This is a genomic window from Adlercreutzia sp. ZJ138 (assembly GCF_011038935.1).
Classification (GTDB): domain Bacteria; phylum Actinomycetota; class Coriobacteriia; order Coriobacteriales; family Eggerthellaceae; genus ZJ141.
This window is the reverse complement of sequence record NZ_JAAKEA010000004.1, coordinates 1-17,005: the sequence shown is the minus strand read 5'-3', so window position 1 is coordinate 17,005 and position 17,005 is coordinate 1. Positions and strand designations below refer to the sequence as shown.

Genomic DNA, 17,005 nt, shown 5'->3' with positions numbered 1-17,005 from the left:
ATGCTCAAGGGCATAGGCGGGTACGCAGTCGTGCCAGCCGTCAGCGCTTTGGTTACTTTGCTCCTTGTGCCATTGGTGTCGTACTTTTATCCTGCGGATAGCTATGGCAAAATATCAGTGTTTATTTCCGCCGGGGCAATTCTCATGTCTATGTTGCCACTTGGGATGGACAGCTCTTTCATCAGGTTCTACTATGAGCCGCCACGTGGTATGACATCCTCTCAGTTGGCAACTCTTGCGTTGCTTACTTCGTTGCTTGCTCTTGGAGTTGTTTCTATCTCGCTCATCGCTTTCTATGAAGCTGTGGGAAACGTACTGTTTGAAACGCCCGAATTAGCGCCTATTCTTGCACTTGTTATCTATGCTGCGGCTGTTGTTCTCTTTCGAATATGCAACACAGAAGCTCGTATGGACGAACGCGTGGTTGACTATAGCGTTCAGCAAATTTTGCAGACTCTGATAACCAAGGTTTCTTTTCTGCTTATTGCATGGGTTACGACTGACTTTGCGCCCAGCGTTATCTTCATCACGGTACTCATGGCGCTTGCTTCGCTAGGTGCTGCGTGGCGCTCTAGAAAACATATTTTCGAAAAACCGCGTCTCGATCAGGAGCGCCTAGTTACGCTTCTTAAATTTGGATTACCCTGTGTGCTTAGCGGAGTTGTAGCACAGGCAAACCCTTCCGTTGGAAGAATGGTTATGGGTTTTGTCGGGCGCTGGAGCGACGCTGGCATCGTTTCGCTTGGTGTATCGCTTGCGTCGTGCTTCAACCTTTTCTCGCAGGCGTTTCAGACCTTCTGGGCACCCTATGTTTACAGGAATTATAAGAGCGAGCAGGCGACAATAAAGAAAATGCACGATTACATTCTGCTTGCGTCCATTGTCTTGGTTGTGCTGGTGCTTGTGGGACAGGACGTGCTTTACCTGCTTGTAGGGTCGGAATATGAGTCGTCGAGGCCGTATTTTATGCTTCTCATGCTCTCGCCTGTATTTGGACTCATTGCGGAGACAACAAACTACGGAATTATACTGGAAATGAAGTCTGGGGTAGCGGCACTTATTGCTTTCGGTGCGGTTTGTGCCAATGCGCTGGTGACATTCGCGCTTGCGCCGTTTCTTGGTGGCCTAGCAGCGGGTATTGGTACATGTGTGGGCTCTAGCTTTAATTTGATTATGAGTAGTGTTATCGGTGCACGCTATTACAAGATGGTTGCAAATCCCAAGAGAAGCATACTAGTATGTGGCGCCATTGTTTGCATCTGTGCGTCAAATACTGTCCTTTTTAATGCGTTTGTACTTCGCCTAGCTTTAGGTGTTGCGATTCTGTTTGGGACGACGATTGTTTATCGTGCCCATATTTCTTCCGTCCGTAAATTTGTTTGTGATTGGGTTGCGAATCGCGATATTAGATGAGTGGATGCGACTACTGGCATAAATGCCCCAAAACAGTAAAATCCCCCAACTTTTTATAAAGAGCCATTTAATCCGTCCCCGCCTGCACTTTGACAACGGAATCCTAGCGTCTGCCCTGGCGCATTGAGAAGAAAGGAAGTACCCATATGCTCAACGACAAGACGATACTCGTCACCGGGGGCACGGGCTCGTTCGGCAACGAGTTCGCCCAGTACGTGCTCGAGAACTACGAGCCCAGGAAGGTGGTCATCTACTCGCGCGACGAGTACAAGCAGTTCGTGATGCGAAATAAGTTCGTTGAGCTGGGAAGGGCCGCAGGCAAGGATTACGACTCCAAGCTCCGGTTCTTTATAGGCGACATGCGTGACGGGGCGCGTCTGCGTCGAGCTCTTGGCGATGTCGACTACGTTGTTCACGCTGCAGCACTCAAGCAGGTACCTGCCTGCGAGTATAACCCGATGGAAGCCATCAAGACCAATGTGGATGGTGCCATGAATCTCATCGATGCGGCGCTTGACACCGGGGTCGAGAAGGTAGTCGCCTTGTCCACTGACAAGGCTGTGAACCCGGTGAACCTCTACGGCGGCACCAAACTCGTCTCAGACAAGCTGTTCGTGGCTGCCAACGCCTACCGTGGGCAATGCGGAACCACCTTCTCGGTTGTACGCTACGGCAATGTAGCAGGCTCACGCGGCTCGGTTATTCCTTTCTTCGACAAGCTCATTCGTGAGGGAGCTACTGAACTTCCCATTACCGACTTTCGTATGACGCGCTTTTGGATTTCGCTTAACGAAGGTATTCAGCTCGTCGTGAAGGCGCTCGCCGAGGCAACAGGCGGCGAGACCTTCATCTCAAAGATCCCGTCCTTTAGGGTAACTGATCTTGCCACCGCCATGGCGCCCGGTCTCAAGCAGGTTGAGGTGGGCATTCGCGAGGGAGAGAAGCTCCATGAGTGCATGGTACCCGCCGCCGACTCGCTTACCACTTATGAGTACGAAAGAAACTACGTCGTCTACCCGCACATGGAGTGGTGCGACTTATCCAAGGTCGACCTGCATGGCGGGAAGAAAGTTGAACCCGGCTTTGTATATGACTCTGGAACGAATACGGAGTGGCTTACTGTCGAGCAGTTGCGTGGACTGGTATCCAAGATGGACATCCACTACTAGGAGGGCTCCATGGAAAAGCTTGCCATGTATGGTGGTATACCCGCAAGTCCGCACATGATTGGCTATGGGCACCAGGTTATAAGTGAGACAGATATTCAAGCTGTTGTTGATTGCTTACACAGCGACTATCTCACCTGTGGCCCTGCGACTGAAGCGTTCGAGGAGTCCCTTAAGGAGGTTACGGGTGCGTCCTTTGTGACCGCGGTTGCCAACGGAACGGCGGCGCTGCACGTTGCGTGTTTGGCGGCTGGTATCGGCCCGGGTGACGAAGTGATCGTGAGTCCGATTACGTTTGCCGCTTCGGCGAACTGTGTGCTCTACTGCGGCGGCACGCCGGTGTTCGCTGATATCGATCCTGTGACCTGGAACATCGATCCAGAGAGCATCCGCGCTAAGGTTACGGACAAAACAAAGGCTATCGTTGCTGTTGACTTCGGTGGCGTGCCGGTCGACTCAGTTGCGATCCGCAAGATCTGTGACGAGTATGGTCTCGTGTTTATCGAGGATGCGGCTCACTCGCTCGGGTCCCTCCATGCGGGCGGGCGTCCCGTAGGATCCGTGGCTGACGTCACCTGCTTCAGCTTCCACCCCGTGAAGACGATCACGACTGGCGAGGGCGGAGCGGTAGCGACGAATGACCCCGAGCTGGCACGTCGCTTTTTGTTGTTCGCCAAGCACGGCATCACGCGCGATGGGACCCAGCTGCGACACCCCGACGAGGGTGGCTGGTACTATGAGCAACTTGAGCTGGGGTATAACTATCGCATGAGTGATACTCAGGCAGCGCTTGGCACAAGCCAGCTTGCGCGCCTTCCGGAGTTTGCCGTGCGCAGGCGAGAGATCGTGGCGTTCTATAACCGCGAATTCGCAGAGATGCCCGAGGTGTCATTCCAATATGACGCAACTCCCCAAGACACCGTACGCCACCTGTATTGTCTGCGGTTCAAGCAGGAGTCGCTCGGGACTACGCGCCGCTTCGTCTACGACGCCCTCCGCGCCGAGAACTTAGGCGTGAACGTACACTACTTGCCCGTGTACCGGCTTCCCTATTACCAAGATCTCGGGTACGACCAGAACTGCTGCCCAGAGGCAAACCGCTACTACGAGGAGGCGGTGACGCTGCCGCTGCATTGCTGTATGACTGATGAAGATGCTAAGAACGTAGTAAAAGCTGTTCGTAAAGTGGTGTCCTATTGTCTCGCGGCCAAGGAGGCAACATGCTGTTGACGATGTCTCAAACGAGATATGTTCACGGCATATAACCCGCCATTGGCGATTCCGTGTTCATGATGGGAGATTCGAAAATCCTCGGTCGAAGCAACATGGGGGACTACGTGATCTTCGCAGCTAACACGTACGTAATCGACACGGATATTCCATCGGGTTCGCTGGTTTTTGGGCAAAGCCCCAACCTGATCATCAAGGAAGACCATTTTGACTATGTTCGCGAATACGCGGAGAGCGTGTTCATTTACGACGTTTAATAGCTGAAAGGAAGAAACGCATGGAATACAACACTGGCAAAGGGCAAGACCTCTACGTCGAGGCGAAGAAGGTTATTCCTGGAGGCACGCAACTTCTGAGCAAGCGGCCGGAAATGTTTTTGCCGGATGGGTGGCCCTCTTATTACAGCAAAGCGTCTGGCTGCGAGGTGTGGGATCTCGATGACAGACATTACTACGACGTAAGCTATATGGGTATTGGTGCAAACGTCAACGGCTATGCGAATCCCGAAATCGACAAGGCTACGAAAGAGGCTATCGATTCGGGTGGGATGTGCACGCTGAATGCACCCGAAGAAGTCTACGTTGCCGAAAAGATGTTGAGTCTTCACCCCTGGGCGGGAGGAGTCCGGTACGCAAAGGCGGGTGGAGAGGTCGTCTCCATGGCGGTGCGCATTGCTCGGGCGTACACTGGCAAGGATATCGTTTTGTTCTGCGGATACCATGGCTGGCACGATTGGTACCTCGCGGCGAACATATCGAACACAAATGCTCTTAACGATCATCATATCGCTGGGCTTGCTCCTGCCGGTGTGCCGAAAGGTCTAGGTGGAACCAATCTCCCATTTCATTACAACAGGATCGAGGAGTTCTATGCTCTTGTCGAGAAGAACAGGGGCAATATAGCCGCAGTCGTCATGGAACCAATCCGAAACGATTATCCAAAGGATGGTTTCCTGGAAAAGATTAGGAAGACCACCGAAAAAGAGGGCATCGTGCTTGTGTTCGATGAGATTTCCGCAGGCTTCAGGCTGTGTGCAGGCGGTAGCCACAAGGTACTTGGAGTTAATCCCGATATGGCGACGTTTGCTAAGGGCATGACAAACGGATACCCTCTTTCGGTTGTCATAGGCCGCAAGGAGATAATGGATGCTGCGCAGGATACGTTTATCAGCAGCACTTTCTATACCGAGCGCATAGGTCTTGCAGCCACGCTAAAGAACATAGAAGTATATGAGCGAGATAGAGTTTGGGAACATCAGATCGCTGTAGGGCGGCGTGTAAAAGCTGGATGGGCTGATTCTGGTACTAAGCATGGGCTACCCATAGAGATTGGCGGTATAGACCCTCTTGCCCACTTCGGATTCGATGTCGAAGAACCTCTTGCGTACAAAACCTACGTAACCCAAGAGATGCTTAAACGTGGATATCTCGCGTCCACAGCGTTCTACTCGTCTGCGGCACATACAGACGAAATCGTGAATGAGTACCTAGAGAATATCGACGCCGTGTTCGAGCAGATTGCGGACATCCGCGCTTCTGGTGTTGACATCAAGGAGAAGCTCGATGGACCTGTGTGTCATTCGGGCTTCGGACGACTGCTCTAGGAGGTCGAAAAATGAACTTCCTTGCAGTAATTCAGGCGAGAACCGGATCCACCAGGCTTCCCGGGAAAATCATGATGGATCTCGCGGGAAAACCCCAACTGCAGAGGGTGGTGGAGCGGGTCTGCAAAAGTGAACTTGTCGACCACGTCATGGTGGCTACCACAGACCAAGAAGACGACATCGCTGTAGTTGAGTTCTGCAATAGGATCGGGGTGGATGTCTACGCAGGTTCGAAAGACGACGTGCTGGATCGGTATTATCGAGCTGCGTTGCCGTTTCATCCGGATTACGTCGTGCGCGTCACAGGGGATTGTCCGTGCTTTGACGCCGCGCTGCTAGACGACGCGATACGGCAGATGGAACCTGGCTTCGACTACCTGGGTATGCTAACGGAGTCTTTCCCGGACGGCCTCGATCTCGAAATTATCAGATTCACGGCATTAGAGAGGTCTTGGGAAGAAGCGCGTATGTCCTCCCAGCGCGAGCACGTGACCCAGTACATCGTGAGAAACCCCGATCTTTTCAGGCTCCAGAACTATGAGTCTTCGATTGGATATCACGGCGACGAGCGATGGACGGTGGATGAACCGGAGGACTACGAGCTGGTGCGCGCGATATTCGAGCACTTTGCCGATGAAGGACGAGATGACTTCGGCTATGCCGACATCCTTTCGTTTCTCGATGCGAACCCGGAACTGAGAGCGTTGAACGCGCGGTTTTCCCGCAACGAGGGGCTTGCCAAGTCCCTTAACGAGGACAGGATTGTCGGCTGTTCAAGACAGCAGAGCATCAAAGTGTCTGCTGGGATGCTGGGCGTGGAGGAGGTTGACTAACGTGAAGCTGAGATTGGGAACCGTTCAGTTCGGCATGGATTATGGGATTGCCGGTCAGAAGAAGCCAGGGTTGGAAGCCTCGATAGCCTGCTTGGAGTATGCCGCAGCAAATGGGGTGATGTCGTTTGACACCGCAGAGGCTTACGGTGATGCTGAATGGATAGTTGGCGAGTTCCTCTCGAGGGGCTCGGCGTCTAGGGAGAATCTCTCGATCAGCACGAAGCTGCTGCCTAATTCACTTGATGGGGTGCCATCTGAAGAACTCGAAGCCGTCATTGCCTTGCGCCTTGGTGAATCTCTCTCGCGACTGCGCACGAGTTATGTTGACGCCTATCTCCTGCACAGTTCTCGCTATGCTTTCAGAGCCGATATCTTAAAAGCTCTGCAGTCTGTGAAGGAGAAGGGCTTGGCTCGCAAGGTGGGCGTTTCGGTCTACGATCCTGAGGAGGCCTTCGCGTGTATCGATAGCGGTCTTGTGGACTTCATGCAGGCACCCTATAGCATCTTCGATAGACGAATGAAGGAAGCGGGGGTGCTTGATGCGGCTTCCGCTGCGGGCGTGGAGTTCGACACGAGAAGCGCCTTTATCCAGGGGCTGGTGACTATGTCCCCCTCCGATGTCCCACCATTCTTGGAAGAGGCAGTTCCCATACTGAAAAAACTCGATTCCATAGCTCATGAGACCGGCATATCCCGTGTTGATCTTGCGATGGGTTACGTGGCGCGCGAAGATGCGGTATCAGCACTCGTTTTCGGTGTGGATTCGCTCGGGCAGCTTGAAGAGGACATCTGCGCTTTCGGTAGGCCGCTGCCAACAGATGTGATCGAGCTTATGAACCGCGAGTTTTCCGGCATTTCTGCGGAAGTGGTTATGCCGAGCCTGTGGAAGAGGTGACGCGTATGAGCGTGATACATGACAGGCTTGCCGCAGGTAGACCGTACTTCATCGCCGAGATGAGCGCCAACCATGGCAACGATTTGGATCTCGCGCTGCGCATAGTGGACGCCGCCGCTGAGGCGGGTGCCGACTGCTTGAAGGTGCAGACCTACACGGCCAACTCGATGACGCTTGACTGCGACAAGGAGTGGTTCAGGATAAAGGGCGGGCTTTGGGACGGAAGGCGACTCTACGAGCTGTACTCTGAGGCGTCGCTTCCCTACGAGTGGCACGCACCGATATGTGAGCGTTGTGTCGAGCGGGGGATGGACTTCCTATCCACGCCGTTTGATGCCGACGCGGTGGACTTCCTGCTTTACCTCGGCGTGGATGCATTCAAAATTGCGTCGTTTGAGCTTGTTGATACACCCCTGCTGAAATATGCGGCATCCAAAGGTAAGACAATGATCGTATCCACTGGCATGGCGTCGCTTGAAGACATCCAAGATGCGGTGGACGCCATGCGCTCGGTCGGCAACGACGACATCGTGTTGCTTCGTTGCTGCAGCGAATACCCAGCCGACCTGGCGGACATGAATCTGGCTTCGATCCCTGATATGGCGCGTCGATTTGGGTGTCACGTGGGGTTCTCGGATCACTCGATGGGTCACACTGCTGATATCGTGGCCGCTGCGCTGGGCGCACGGGTCATCGAGAAGCATTTTTGCCTGGACAAGGACATCAAGACCGCCGACTCCGCATTCTCAATGACGCCTGCCGAGTTCCGCGCAATGGTGGACGCCGTGAACGCCGCCGTTGCCGCCGTGGGTACACCCTGCTACGAGCCGTCGACCAAGGAGGTATCTAACTTGGCGTTTCGCCGATCGGTGTTCGCCTGCGCCGACATCGCTGAAGGCGAGTCGTTCTCGCTCGAGAATATCCGCGTGGTGCGGCCTGGCTACGGCGCGAAGCCTAAGTACTACGAGGAGATGCTGGGTACTCCGGCCGATCGTGCCTACTCCTTCGGTGACCCAATACCTTACCGATAGCGTGATCAGATAGGAGTACTTTATGACCCATGGACAGCAAGGCATCTGCGCCGTCATTGGCGCGGGTTCGGAGTCTTTGCATGCGATAAAGCTGGCACAGCGCCGAGGCCTTCGCGTGGTGGGTCTTGACAGCGACCCGAAAGCTGAAGGGCTTACTGCTGTCGACGATCCTGTCGTCGTCGATATTCGTGATGCTGAGGTTGTAATGGAGGCACTGCGTGAACGCAGCGTCTCTTTTCTTCTCCCTGTGCCCATCGGTCGATGGGTGCTTACTGCGGGCACCGTCAATGACGGGATGGGAATGAAAGGGGTTGGAGCTCAGGCTGTTGAACGCTGCGTCGACAAGTACCTCTTCCACAGGGTCATGGCATCTAAGGGCCTGCGCGATGGGGAATGTTTCCTGGTTGACGAGGGTACATGCCTACCCTCTCCCGCTGTCTATCCGATTATCATGAAGCCTCGGTTCGGCTCGGGCAGCCGTAGCGTGTTTGTGGCCGAAAGCGCTGAGCAAATGGCTAGCTTTGCCTCGAACCTGGATTTTGACGAGGACTACGTATTCGAGACCGCCGCGCCGGGCACAGAATACGGATTGGATGCCGCAGTTGTATGTGATGCGCTGCACATTATTCTGCTTCGGGAGAAGATCAACACTGCACCGCCGGCTCGTCAGTGCGTCGGGTATTTTGCGGTGCCTCATCAGGAGAAAACACTTTACCGACGTGTTGAAGGCTTCATGGAAGCTGCCGTAGCGGCCCTGGGGCTGAGAGATTGCCTGTTACATGCCGATTTGATGGTCTGCGACGATGAGGTGTTTCCTATTGAGATATCTCCGCGGCCTTCAGGTCATATGCTCTCAAGCGTTTTCACCCCTGCCGCAACTGGCGTCTTACCAGTGGAACAATACCTCAACTACCAGATGGGCCAGTCGTTCTCTTTTGATCCAGAGGGCATCAATCTCCTGCTCATTCGGTACTTCGACTTTGGTGAGTGCGAGGTAATAGCCGTTCCCGGCGAAGAGCAGATAGCATCCTTCGGCGGAGCTGTCGTGGATTACCGGTGCTCAATCAAGCCGGGCGACCGCCTATGCAAGGTGGTAGACGGACACTCAGTGATGGGCCGCGGCTACGTTATTATTCAGGGACCCACCAAGCAGCAGATGATGAGTATCGCCGAAGAGCTCTTCGCCCTATTCGAAAGGAAACCCTTATGGACGAAAGAATGAAACTCCTTGCTCCTGTTATTCCGTTCGAGGACTTCGTCATCCGTCGTGCGAGCGGCAATTACCTCTACACCGAGGACGACCGTAAGATTCTGGACGTAAACTCAGGTCAGTTTTGCGCCGTTTTGGGTCACTCCAATCCCGACTTGGCAGAGATCATAGGCAAAAACGCCACTACCCATCAACACTCCTGCACCTCAGCTGTCTCCGAGAAGGTGCTCTTTGCGGCGCATAGGCTCAACGAGGTTAGCGGCAGCTTTGATGCACGCACGCTGCTGCTGAGCACTGGCAGCGAGGCGGTGGAGACTTGCCTGCGATACGCCAAGCACGTGACCGGCAAAGACGGCGTGATCTGCTTCCACAACGGCTACCACGGCCTCACCATGGGTTCTCAGTCAATCACCTACTCGGGTGTGTACGCGCGTCCCTTAGTGCCACACATTTTCCCTGTCCGCACCCCTCATGGCGGCAATGCGGATGAAGCTGAGGCGAGCTTGCGGGAGCTTGAGGAGATTCTAGACAACCATGCCCACGAGATCGGCGTGGCGGTCATCGAGCCGGTAGTGAGCGTAGGCGGCCTAATCTATCCCGGACAGGCGTTTCTGGCGGAAATGAGCGCACTTTTGAGAAGATACGGCGTGCTGCTTGCCTTGGATGAATCGCAAACTGGTTTCGGCCGTCTCGGCCGATGGTTTGCCTTTCAGAAGTACAGCTTAAGCCCCGACTTCGTTATCTGTTCAAAGGCTATAGGGCTTGGCTATCCCGTGGCGGCTCTACTATTCTCCGGGCGATTAGTAGACGAAAGCGCTATCACCCTCACTCATTACAGTTCCCACCAAAATGACAGCTTTGCCGCCGATATCGTGAGCTTCGGTATTGAATACATCGAACGGCACAACCTTATGGCCCAAGTGGAGGAGAAAAGTCGCTATTTCCTTAAGCGTCTAAAGGAAGTGGAAGCTGAGTGCGATTGGCTTGTGGATGCTCGCGGCGTCGGCTTCATGTTGGGTATGGATTTTGAAATCCCCAGTGTGGATGACTATCGTCCTATATATCGTGAGTTTCATAGCTTTATGCTGGAGAACGGAGTGCTCATCCAGGGATCCGACGGGGGAAGGGTGCTACGTTTTTTGCCCAGCTACACCCTCTCTTTTGAGGAGATAGATCAATGCATTGAGGTACTAAAAAGGGCCCACGAGCAGCTGAGGAGCCATGTGTATGGATTCTAGTGGAAAGAACTTCTATTTCACCATGCCCACGATGTACGTCTTTGGGGATAACGCCATGACTCATTTGGGCGAGAGACTGGAGGGCTGTAGTAGGGTAGTCTTTATACACGGGCCTCATGCTGTTCCTAAGCTGGGCCTCGACAAAGACGTGCACGCGATTTTTGACGCCAGGAACATTGCTTACAGTGAGTTCGGTAAATGCGGCGCGAACCCCGATGAGGCTCTAGTTGAGCACATTTGCGACATTTGTCAAGAATTCGCACCTGATCTCATTCTGGCCGCTGGAGGTGGATCGGTCATCGACGCTGCCAAGGCAGCTGCCCTGCTTTACGGGATGAGACGTGAAGTTGGTAAAGACTTGCGGTTCTATGACGCTGCTCAGGGTTTTCGTGATCTTAAGCAGGCTCTTCCCGTCGGGGTTATACTCACTTTGCCTGCCTCCGGAAGTGAGTGCAACAACTCTTTTGTCATAAGCGAGGGTTGTTCGGGTAAGAAGATCGCTCGCGCACATCGACTAGCGAGTCCTGCCTTCGCCATCTGCGATCCGAAGGTAATAGAGTCACTGAGTAAACGGCAGCTGGCCTGTGCCTGCTCAGACATTATGGCACATCTGCTCGAGCAGCTGTTCTGTACTCAGGAAAGGCTCGATCCCTTCGACATGCTTATCTACGGGTCTATTTCTTCTCTCATCGAGAGCTGGAATAATCTTGACGACGAGACTATGACCGTCCAGTCTAGGGAAAGCATTATGATCCTGGGCAGCTTGGGTCTCAGCTACCTCTTTTCAGCTGGACGCTCTTGCGATTGGGTCGCTCACGAGATAGAGCATCGCCTCAGCGGTACTCTGCCTGGCTCTCATGGGCACGTTCTGTCGCTGGTGATGCCAGCGTGGGTGCGCGCCATGGCAGGTAACCCTTATTATCAGATACACTTGCAGGGTCTGGAGGACAACTGCCCTTATGCCCTGCGCAATGGGTTTTCCGGACTGGAAGTTATTACGCGTTTTTACAAAGGGCTTAATTTGCCCGCTGACGACATCCGCGCGGCCGTTTGGTGCAATATGGACGAGTGCGTAGAAAAGATCATGGCTGGCGGCAGACTGGGTAAATGTGAGGGGCTTACTCCTGAACTCTGCCGCAGCGTGCTGCAAGGTCTGTAGGGGGGGCTGCACCTTTGACTGTGTTCTTTCGTGTTGATGCTAATGCCGCCATAGGATCAGGCCATTTTATGCGCTGCTCAGCTATCGCCTCAGCTCTGAGAGAGCGTGGGGTTGACGTGCGTTTTCTTGTCTCGGACGAGAACTCCCGAGCTTTTTTGGGGTCTGCCGGTGTTGAATCTATCGTCATGTTCGGCGACTGCATGAATCTTGGGGCTGAGGACGGCATCCGGATAGCTTCAATAGTCACAGCTCGCGATGTTGTCGTTGTTGACTCCTATGCGGTCAGTGAGCCGTTTTTTGCCGCAATGGCAAGTTGCGGGTTGAGGGTAGTGTATCTAGATGATGCCTACACCTTTACAGACGGCTGTCTAGAGATACCGAAGCCGTGGCCTGTGCTTGGCGTGGTCAACTACGGCTTTGCCTTCGAGGAGAAAGATTACCGTTTTGTATATGGCTCACGCAGCCCTGCTACTTTTCTGCTCATAGGACCGCGCTACGCGATAGTGGCCCCCCTCTTCAGTAGCTTGGCGGGCACGGCATGCATCAGCTATCCCGTTCTAAACGTAATGGTTACCAGCGGGTCTACTAACCCTCATCATTCCTTGGAGCGTATGGTTGCCGGCTGTAGAGCCGCTTTACCCCAAGCGCGGATCACTGTCGTGGTGGGAAGAGCTGCAACTTTCGAGGACTCTGCGTTTAACGACGATAATCTGGTCCTGCTGCACGATGTGGTCGACATGGCTCACCTTATGCTGGAAAACGACCTGGTTGTTTCTGCCGCAGGCACGACCCTCTATGAGCTGTGTACTCTCGGCGTGCCCTCTGCCGCCGTGCCCATTGTGGACAATCAGCTCATAAACATCGGCGGTTTTGAGAAGTTAGCTTTGGGCTCTGTCATCAAGAATCTGAACTGGCAGCCAGACGATATCCGTCGGGCGGTGGTGGAGCTTACCGTCTCTCAAGAATCCCTCAAGCGAGTCCATGACAGTATGCGGGATTGTATTAAAGGCGATGGTGCCCAGCTAGTTGCCGATGCGCTTATCGCCGTCGCAAAGCGCGGTTTCGGGAAAGCCATAGCCGGTGGATCGAGACCGTCTGTCCAGTCATCGAAATGCGGCCTTTCTGAAATTAGCGTCGACGTCAAGCCTAGAACAATAAGGCCAACATGATTGATTATCGCTCGTAAACACAACGAAAGTGGGCCTTTCCGAAATCTGTGTTGCCGATAGGCTTAAAACATTAACTTGAACAGGCGATATGCGTGAGTTTTAAGGCGGCAACACCAGTTTCAGAAAAAACAGGATGGTTTTTGGGCGCACTGGCAGATACCCTTGGATCTAAGGGCTTTAAAACACAAGCTATGAGATGCAGCTTTACAACTAGAAATGCGACATCATGTGACTCTAGGTCCAGGCGGGCTTCTGGGCACAGACAGGTGTGCCATGTCTATCCTTTAGTGCTTCTTCTTACTTCTCTTGGAAGGTTTGGAAGCATAAGCGCTTACACGCGCCTTCTTTCTTCTTTCATAGGCAGTAGCACCCTCAACAGCATCCAGCGCACCAAAGGCCAAAAGAAGTCGTCTTCTGGTTTCATCGAAGGTGCCAAACCCGCGGCTTTCGCGCTTGAGTTCTTTGATCTTGTCGTTGGTCGATTCTGCTCGAGCGGTGTTGATGTGGCTTATCGTGGCAGTTACCAAGTACTGCTGGTACTTCGCGACCGTTTTGGCAAAGCGTCGCATCTCAGGTACCTCAAGCCCACTTGCCTTCATGATCCAGTTGTTGAGGGCCTTCTCGCATTCCTGTCTATCAGTCCAGGGATGGTCTTGCCATATGTAGTAGAGTTGAAGTACCAGATAGGCTTGTCGCAGGTGAGAGTGCTTAGAGTCGCAGATGGCAAGAATGTTGCATATCGTCTTCTTTTCAAGGTCAACCCACGGTTCGCCTTTGTGTTCACGTCTTCTCTTGCCACGATTGGCAGCAAGTTTACGGTGACGCCTTTTGATGTCAGCTCCGTTGCTCGCACCTTTTTGCAGTCGTCGTCTGGCGTCATCTATACATTCGACGCCTATCTTTGCAACATGGAACCGATCAACTCCTATGCATGCAAACTGACACCATTTCTTTGCTGCGTTCAGATAGATGTCATACATGTCCGAACAGAAATAGGCGACGTGTTTGCGCTCGTCAAGCCCGAACTGTTTAAACCATTGATCCATGTCATCGGCACCTCTACCTTCAATGACATCTACCAAGCATCCGGTGGCACCATCATATGCGCAGGCCCAAAACACACAAACCTGCTTTCCTGTATCAGATTCGCGATAGCTTTTGGCATGTATCTCATCTGTAAGCAGGATAGAAGGCAGTGCTGGCATTTTGATATGTACGCTATCGATTACAAGACGTACCGTATCGTGTGTGATGTTACACGCGCATGCCACCTCGGTTATGGTTTGCCGTGCACGCAAAAGATCGATAATGCGCCTCTCAAGCGCTTCAGTGATAGTGGTGCTTACAACAGAGGCAAAAGGGATATCGGCACTTTGTGTGACTCCACATCTTTTGCACCTGTACCTGCGGATTTTAACAGTCAAGGTACAAGGTGTCTCACCTACAACATGTGCCATACACTTGGTGTAGCTGCCATGTCCTGTCATGGTGCGACTACACCGAGGGCATCTAAGATCAGGGGCATCGACAGTGACGTGGAGGTCGGTAAAACCAGGGGAAGTTCCTGCCTTGTCGACACGAACAGAGCTTGGCAGACCGACATCTTCAGGGTGTATTCTACTTATGAGGCCATCACCCAGCTCTCAAACCCTAAGATGGCAAATTTGCACCACCCGGGGCAGTCATCGATAGCGCCGTCATCAAAAGCACAGCCGTGCGAAAAGCACTTCTCCGAAAGAGACTCGGCACACAGTACATCCCATGCACTAGGCTCGCCTTGTTTGATCCTTCCAAGTGCAGAAAGCTCGACTTCGTGTGCGGTAAGCACTCTTCCATCGGGCTTTGTACACTCACTTGCGTATGTGTCAGGAAGTAAGCCTTGTGTGTACGCAAGTCTCCTTTTCTTATTGGCCTCTCTGCCGTTCATAGGAGTTCTCCAATCCTTTGATGACGCAGATGCCGCAAGGGGGGTGTGGGGTGGTGCTAGCACCTTACACCTCTCGTATATTCGCTTCCGATACGCTATCGGATCTGCGCTATCGGAAATCGTTGTTAATAGATGCAATCGGAAGCTTGACACAATCATGAAAGTGGCCGCATGAAATCGCAATACCCCAGTTCAGGGGATGTGAGCAACACTACTCTCCACGAGAGTTGTGTTGCTAGACCTAAAATGGAGGCAGAAATTGGCAAAACAACACCAGATTCAGAAAGGCCCGAAAGTGGGATTTCATGTCTGCCGACACTCTTTGGGATTTCAAGGTTTCGGTCAATCCTGGGTATCCAGGATTTAGTGTGGACGATTCGAGCAAAAGCTTAGCCTGACCTGCGATGATGAAAGCAAAACACATAAAAGTCGATATTGAGTCACCCAAATTAGCCCGCTATTAGGACACGCCTACCTAAGCCCCTTGCAGGGGAATTTAAAAAAAGTGGTGTTAAACCTTAGAAATCTAGACCAAATGCCTCACCTCCAACAAGTTGGAGGATCCGCAATTTGCGGCCTACTTGTTGTGGTTGGGCAGTGCTACTCCTCCCTTATCGAGAGGAGTATTGCCATATGCAAGCAAAAGGCGACGTCTCATGCTCTTGTAGTTTGTAAACCCACAAGCTCGGCGTTTCATGTCCTTGATCTTGCGGTTGACGTTTTCGGCATAAGCGTTGGTCTTTCCCGTCATATAAGCGCCTACGATGTATTCCTTTACGCTCTTGATACTGTTTGCAGCAGTAGCAAACTCTTTGATTCCGCAGTTTTGAGCCAGGCTTATCCAGTTACCAAGGGCTCTTAATATTGACGGTTCCCTTGCGTCCCATATTGGGCTCCTATTTTGGGATGCAGGGTGCCAGCCCGCGGCAGCGGGTGGTGTCTGCTGCCGCGGGATCAGTTATAGGATGCAGGTTTATGGCGCCTTATACCCCTTGTTCTCAGATGGTGATATTAAGCCTGCATCCTGTGTCTTATGGTAGGTCGCATGATGAGGATTTCGCACACACTCAATCCAGAAGGGTTGGGTGTACACATAAAACCTTATGGGAAAGCTGTGTAGGGCTTGGGAAAAGTCAGAAATGAGGACTGAACCACATGAAATCCAGAACACCCGAAATCCTGCTCATAAGGCCTATCACCCATAGACACAGCGAAAGCGCCCGAGGGAGGTACAATGCATACCGTTCGAGCGCTTTAGCACTTTTAGTTTAACAGGTTTCTACTTGATTGCAATGACTTTTCCGTGTCTGTTGACCAGAATCAATCTTCTCAAAGATTTCAGCTCAAGAGCCCATTTTCGCAGCTCTCTTTCTATGGCTGTATCGGGAATCCCCTTCATTCTTCTGGAGTCAAAGATCACGTTCGGCGACTGCTTGAGAGCTCGACGCAGGTTACGTTCGACCATCTTAAGCTTACATGACTCAGGTGCCTTCATCTCCCATTCGTCACCGTCGATGATTACGTCGGCAGACGTGACATGCCGTTCCTTACTGCATCTAATGAACTTCACGGTGAGGCCCGATCGTGCGAGCGCGTGGGCGGTCTCCATCTCGTGAGGCCATACGTTAGTGTCAGACGGAATGATTATCTTCCCTGTTCGGCTTTGCATGACGCACTTCCATCCTGTCCGCATGCGGCAGCTGATGTCGTGCGGGCGGTTCTGATTGCTTTTTTTGGAGATGTGCTGAGGTGGCTGATTCGCAATGTTTGAGACATTGTTTTACCACGCAAAGCTCTTCTAATCAACAACCAGAAGGAAAAGTAGCGCCTTTTGTGATTCATTCATATGATCCTAAGAAGCGGATACCGGGACATCGTTGAATACCCGGGAATTTTATGGACTACGAAAGAAGGGTCTTGGCTCACGGGGCGGGGTCGGCGGAAGCCAAACATCTCATTAACATCTGAATGAAAACAAAGGAGAAAAATGAATAGGGTTCTCGCAACCGGTGCAGCCGGGTTTATTGGTGCGTTTTTGTGTAAACGTCTGCTTAAAGAGGGCAGGTGTAAGGTCGTGGGGTTTGATAACGTGAACTCCTATTACGATCCTGGTATCAAGCTCGACAGGCTG

Annotated in this window: 17 protein-coding genes; 13 read left to right on the top strand and 4 right to left on the bottom strand. The window is 52.7% G+C overall.

What is annotated here, in order from left to right; all coding sequences use genetic code 11:
• Positions 1-30: 30 nt before the first annotated feature.
• The 12 genes from G7Y43_RS02685 to G7Y43_RS02630 all read left to right on the top strand — a co-directional run bounded on the left by G7Y43_RS02685 (position 31) and on the right by G7Y43_RS02630 (position 12,947).
• Positions 31-1,413: a lipopolysaccharide biosynthesis protein gene (locus G7Y43_RS02685; RefSeq protein WP_165043835.1), complete on the top strand. Its 1,383-nt coding sequence runs from the start codon at positions 31-33 to the stop codon at positions 1,411-1,413.
• A 146-nt stretch (positions 1,414-1,559) separates the two neighbouring features.
• A complete protein-coding gene (pseB, locus tag G7Y43_RS02680) occupies positions 1,560-2,582 on the top strand; it encodes a UDP-N-acetylglucosamine 4,6-dehydratase (inverting) (protein ID WP_165043833.1) in 1,023 nt (340 codons plus the stop codon).
• Positions 2,583-2,591: 9 nt separating this feature from the next.
• A complete protein-coding gene (gene pseC / locus G7Y43_RS02675; RefSeq protein ID WP_165043831.1) occupies positions 2,592-3,809 on the top strand; it encodes a UDP-4-amino-4,6-dideoxy-N-acetyl-beta-L-altrosamine transaminase in 1,218 nt (405 codons plus the stop codon).
• 95 nt (positions 3,810-3,904) lie between these two features.
• On the top strand, positions 3,905-4,066 hold the full coding sequence (locus tag G7Y43_RS02670; RefSeq protein ID WP_165043829.1) for a hypothetical protein: 162 nt from the start codon (positions 3,905-3,907) through the stop codon (positions 4,064-4,066).
• A 20-nt stretch (positions 4,067-4,086) separates the two neighbouring features.
• Complete coding sequence (locus tag G7Y43_RS02665; protein ID WP_165043827.1) at positions 4,087-5,412, top strand: aminotransferase class III-fold pyridoxal phosphate-dependent enzyme; 1,326 nt, start codon at positions 4,087-4,089, stop codon at positions 5,410-5,412.
• An 11-nt stretch (positions 5,413-5,423) separates the two neighbouring features.
• The gene (locus G7Y43_RS02660) at positions 5,424-6,245 is read left to right on the top strand and encodes a cytidylyltransferase domain-containing protein (protein ID WP_165043825.1); all 822 of its coding nucleotides are present in this window, start codon (positions 5,424-5,426) and stop codon (positions 6,243-6,245) included.
• A gap of 1 nt (position 6,246) precedes the next feature.
• Entirely contained in the window at positions 6,247-7,140 is an 894-nt protein-coding gene (locus G7Y43_RS02655; RefSeq protein WP_165043823.1) for an aldo/keto reductase, read from the top strand.
• 5 nt (positions 7,141-7,145) lie between these two features.
• Complete coding sequence (pseI, locus tag G7Y43_RS02650) at positions 7,146-8,171, top strand: pseudaminic acid synthase (RefSeq protein ID WP_165043821.1); 1,026 nt, start codon at positions 7,146-7,148, stop codon at positions 8,169-8,171.
• 22 nt (positions 8,172-8,193) lie between these two features.
• A complete protein-coding gene (locus G7Y43_RS02645) occupies positions 8,194-9,393 on the top strand; it encodes an ATP-grasp domain-containing protein (protein ID WP_165043819.1) in 1,200 nt (399 codons plus the stop codon).
• Positions 9,378-10,619, top strand: a complete 1,242-nt coding sequence (locus tag G7Y43_RS02640) for an aspartate aminotransferase family protein (RefSeq protein WP_165043818.1) — start codon at positions 9,378-9,380, stop codon at positions 10,617-10,619. The genes G7Y43_RS02645 and G7Y43_RS02640 overlap by 16 nt, the downstream gene beginning before the upstream one ends.
• Positions 10,609-11,778, top strand: coding sequence for an iron-containing alcohol dehydrogenase (locus G7Y43_RS02635; RefSeq protein WP_165043816.1), 1,170 nt, complete (start codon positions 10,609-10,611; stop codon positions 11,776-11,778). Before G7Y43_RS02640 ends, G7Y43_RS02635 begins: the two co-directional genes overlap by 11 nt.
• Before the next feature lie 20 nt (positions 11,779-11,798).
• A complete protein-coding gene (locus G7Y43_RS02630; RefSeq protein ID WP_241158130.1) occupies positions 11,799-12,947 on the top strand; it encodes a PseG/SpsG family protein in 1,149 nt (382 codons plus the stop codon).
• 284 nt (positions 12,948-13,231) lie between these two features.
• Here the strand turns inward: G7Y43_RS02630 and G7Y43_RS02625 are convergent, their stop codons facing one another.
• From G7Y43_RS02625 to G7Y43_RS02610, 4 genes are all read right to left on the bottom strand, one after another.
• The gene (locus G7Y43_RS02625; protein ID WP_255464294.1) at positions 13,232-14,542 is read right to left on the bottom strand and encodes an ISL3 family transposase; all 1,311 of its coding nucleotides are present in this window, start codon (positions 14,540-14,542) and stop codon (positions 13,232-13,234) included.
• Between the two features lie 26 nt (positions 14,543-14,568).
• The gene (locus tag G7Y43_RS02620; RefSeq protein WP_165043812.1) at positions 14,569-14,874 is read right to left on the bottom strand and encodes a hypothetical protein; all 306 of its coding nucleotides are present in this window, start codon (positions 14,872-14,874) and stop codon (positions 14,569-14,571) included.
• A gap of 577 nt (positions 14,875-15,451) precedes the next feature.
• Positions 15,452-15,763, bottom strand: a complete 312-nt coding sequence (locus tag G7Y43_RS02615; protein WP_255464293.1) for a transposase — start codon at positions 15,761-15,763, stop codon at positions 15,452-15,454.
• A 390-nt stretch (positions 15,764-16,153) separates the two neighbouring features.
• Complete coding sequence (locus tag G7Y43_RS02610; RefSeq protein WP_165043810.1) at positions 16,154-16,543, bottom strand: hypothetical protein; 390 nt, start codon at positions 16,541-16,543, stop codon at positions 16,154-16,156.
• A 318-nt stretch (positions 16,544-16,861) separates the two neighbouring features.
• Between G7Y43_RS02610 and G7Y43_RS02605 the strand changes: the two genes are divergently transcribed.
• A partial coding sequence (locus tag G7Y43_RS02605; RefSeq protein ID WP_165043808.1) for an NAD-dependent epimerase/dehydratase family protein occupies positions 16,862-17,005 on the top strand: 144 nt, incomplete at its 3' end.